This is a genomic window from Lamprocystis purpurea DSM 4197, from assembly GCF_000379525.1.
Lineage (GTDB): Bacteria > Pseudomonadota > Gammaproteobacteria > Chromatiales > Chromatiaceae > Thiodictyon > Thiodictyon purpureum.
The window spans coordinates 1-3,353 of the sequence record NZ_KB902421.1; the positions used below are offsets into that span (position 1 = coordinate 1).

Genomic DNA, 3,353 nt, shown 5'->3' on the forward strand with positions numbered 1-3,353 from the left:
ATCGGTCGTGATGGGAGCGGATTTCACCACTTCCGCCGTGCTGTGTCCAGCCCTGGCAGCCGCAGCCGGCCAGCAAAGATGTGGGTAATAGTCAGACTAAGGCCAAGTTGGCGGTGCAGGAGCTTAACGTCATAATCGAGGCGATGGAATCGAAAGGAGCCGAATAGGAATAGTGCGAGTACCCTTTGCGGTGAAGCTTGATTATAAAATCGCCTGACCTAGCGCGTTGAGCCCCTCTGTCTGGAAAGCCAGACACACGCTACCCGTCGTCCTGCATACCCATAACATCGCTCTGCTTTGGGTATTATCGGCTGATCGTTAAGCCCCGCCGGTGCAGTCAGAACGCACCGGCCAGCCGCGCGTTGTGTGCTTCGGGCAAATTTGGTCTTGTCGAAACTACGGCAAAGCCGTATACTTGGCAACATGAGAACAGTCGCTGAAACTGAAATCTTCGTCAAGTATGCGGCAGACATATGGAAAGACGACGAAAGAACCGAGTGCATAGTCTGGCTTGCCTCACACCCTGAAGCGGGAGATATAATTCCAGGTTCGGGAGGATGCAGAAAAGTTCGATGGTCAAGACCGGGAACTGGAAAGCGAGGCGGCGCTAGAGTGATATATTTCCTGGCTCATGACGCGGCGATATGGTTACTGATTGTCTATACTAAGTCCAAGTTCGATAACTTGCCAGCGCAATTTCTTATTGAACTTAAGAAGGAGATTGAAGATGCCATCTGAGACTGAGAAATTTCAAAATGATTTGCTTGAATCTGTAAAGCAGATGAAAAGTGGGAAAGCTGCTCGTGTTACACAAATTCAGGTTCCTCAAGCTGCGGAAGCACGTTCAAGAGTTGGGCTATCTCAGCCGGCATTCGCGCGTCTCCTAGGCGTTTCACCTCGCACGCTCCAAGACTGGGAGCAAGGCCGACGTGAACCCACAGGCGCCGCGAAGATGCTTCTTCGCGTTGCCGTAAGTAATCCAGAGGTACTGCTTAAGCTCCAAGATTTTTGACGTGTCAGTGCCGTTTGGGTCGGTGCTCTTTTCGGTAAGTTAAAGGGGTCTAAGTTAAAGGGGTCAGAGCCGAATGGCACTGACTTAAGCCGCAAGCATCATAGAAACAAACGGTTGCGATGCGGCGAAGCGAGCGAAAAACCGTTCCGGAGCGGGCAGAAGCCGGGAAACAGCGCGGAAAATGCCGCTTCCAGTCAAGTGACTGCTTGTCGCCCCTCCTGTAACTGACTGATTTATCTTTGCCGCGGCTTAAGTCAGTGCCATTCGGGCCAGGCTCAATTAGATTCTGGAACGGTAAAGGGGCCAGGCTCAATTGTATTTTTCTGCGTGCTGGATTTATTTGAGGGCCTTGATCATCGTTCCGGCCGGCGACGGCCTGTCCGCAACTGGAGGTCGAGGCTTTAGCCGGTGGCAATTCCCGAGATCTCAAAGAAAATCAGTGGTGCTTGCGCGCCGGACCGGCTAAAGCCTCGACCTCCAGTCGCCGGAACGACGATCAAGGCCTATTTGAGCCTGGCCCCTTACCCCGTACCCCGATCCCCTTATCCCACTGGGGGGATTGAAAACGGCCTGCATGGAAGCCTCGACGTGCCCTTTGGCGCGTTCAGGATGAGGCGAATCCCAGCCCAGCGCGGAGTTTTCCGTCTCGACCGAACCTAGGGCCTTAACGACTCAAGCCAATCGAGGCACTCGCGGGGCGTCAGGATCGGAATACCAGCAACCGATTTCAGGTCTGTCAAGTCCGCATCGCCGCTTATCAATATCTGCGCCCCTCCCGCCCGGGCGGTCTCGATGAATTTATCGTCATCGGATTCGCGAGAATAGCTGCCCCTGTTTCTTAGTTCGACCTATTCCGCGACCGCGCCGAGATCGCGCAAGACGTCTTGCCGAACCGCCCTGGTGACGTAGCGGTCGAATTTTGATCGCATTAATCGCGATTCAAGCTCGGCGAAGGTTTCGGTAGAGAAGATCAGGCGACCGTACCTGATGAACCAGCGTGTAACGGCCGCCGCGGTGCCACCCGGTCTCAATGAACCGCTGATCAAGACATTGGTGTCGATGACTGCGCGTTTAGCTGTCATCGGCCAGCAGTCGGGTCAATTCCTCCTCCGTGAGCCCGTGCTGCTCAGCCATCTTGCCCATTTGGCTCATCCTGTCGAGGAGCCGTTCGGCATAGAAGACACGCATTGCCTCATAGTCTTCCGGAGAGACCATGACGCCCACGACATGCCCGCGGCGCGTGACGCGAACCGGCTCCCGTCGGGCATGATCGAGTAATTCACTAAAGTTCGATCTCGCTTCTTGTGCGGTTATCGTCTGCATAGAACTTCTTCCGATCGAGTCAAGGCTCGAATACCAAGCACTGTGCGCCTTTTTTCGCCCTTTCCCCGTTTTCTAATGACGTAAGCGCTGGCGTGTGGCTTGACGATCGCTTCCAGGCGCACCAAGGGCGATACGCACAGCAGCGTGTCACCGTTTCGCGCCAGGAATTCGGTGTGTCTGCTCGCTGAACCACCCCGCATCTTCGATCAGGTAAATCACGATGCAGGTATCGAGATAGGCACGGCGTATCAATCGTGCTCCCAGTCCTCACGGAGTGCCGCAATGCGGTTCTGCACCTCGTTTACATCGCTGACCGGGCGTTGGGCGAAGCGCGGGGACGCAAGCAGGGCCAAGGCGTCGGCGGCTGTCCCCCCGGTGGCGCCAGTCGGGGTGCGGTTGGCAGACGGATCGGGTAGCAGGGCCAGGTAGGCGCGCCCCAGCAAGGGGAAGGGCAGCGGCTCCAGCGGACGGACTCTTCCGTCTCGGTCGATCTCAACTTCGATCATGGTCAGCATGGATCAGCCTCCTGTCTGCGGTTGCCGTGGGCCGCGCCAAGGGTCGCTCAAGCATAAGCCCTTTATCCCCGGCGAGCAAAAGCGACTGAGCCCGGCTCCCTCGTCCAGTCGCACCCCTTCTTTCTAGGGTTTTCGGGGTCAGGTCAAGGGGTTTCAGACGCAGACGCAGACGCGGCCGGTGCCGGTAGAGGGAATCCGTCAGGGTCCGTAGCGCGACTCAGGACCAAGCCGCAGGACGGTATCCGCCCGCGCCGCGGCCGTTGCGACGGGTCTGCATAAGCGGTTACGCTTTGTGCAATAACGCCAGGCTGTTTACGCACAGGACCTCGGGTGCCGCCATGGACCAATGATCAAGGCCGGCCGCGCTGCGACTGCCTATGAGCAGTAGTCACCCGGTGGCCGCCGGTGACGGTGTCCTTTCGGCAAGCCTGCATGAATCCCACGCGCGGGTCCGGTAACGTGGGAGCCCCGCGTTCTTGGCGACCGGAAGGCCCAGCGTGGCC

At 57.4% G+C, this 3,353-nt stretch carries 4 protein-coding genes; 1 reads left to right on the top strand and 3 read right to left on the bottom strand.

The annotated features are described in order from the left end of the window. Positions 1-727: 727 nt before the first annotated feature. Complete coding sequence (locus A39O_RS38005) at positions 728-1,012, top strand: helix-turn-helix domain-containing protein (RefSeq protein ID WP_040527384.1); 285 nt, start codon at positions 728-730, stop codon at positions 1,010-1,012. 848 nt (positions 1,013-1,860) lie between these two features. Here the strand turns inward: A39O_RS38005 and A39O_RS39860 are convergent. From A39O_RS39860 to A39O_RS0107205, 3 genes are all read right to left on the bottom strand, one after another. Further along, entirely contained in the window at positions 1,861-2,094 is a 234-nt protein-coding gene (locus A39O_RS39860) for a PIN domain-containing protein (RefSeq protein ID WP_020504015.1), read from the bottom strand. Continuing rightward, the gene (locus A39O_RS0107200) at positions 2,084-2,335 is read right to left on the bottom strand and encodes a type II toxin-antitoxin system Phd/YefM family antitoxin (RefSeq protein WP_020504016.1); all 252 of its coding nucleotides are present in this window, start codon (positions 2,333-2,335) and stop codon (positions 2,084-2,086) included. The genes A39O_RS39860 and A39O_RS0107200 overlap by 11 nt, the downstream gene beginning before the upstream one ends. A 248-nt stretch (positions 2,336-2,583) precedes the next feature. Further along, a complete protein-coding gene (locus A39O_RS0107205) occupies positions 2,584-2,850 on the bottom strand; it encodes a hypothetical protein (protein ID WP_020504017.1) in 267 nt (88 codons plus the stop codon). Between the last annotated feature and the right edge of the window lie 503 nt (positions 2,851-3,353).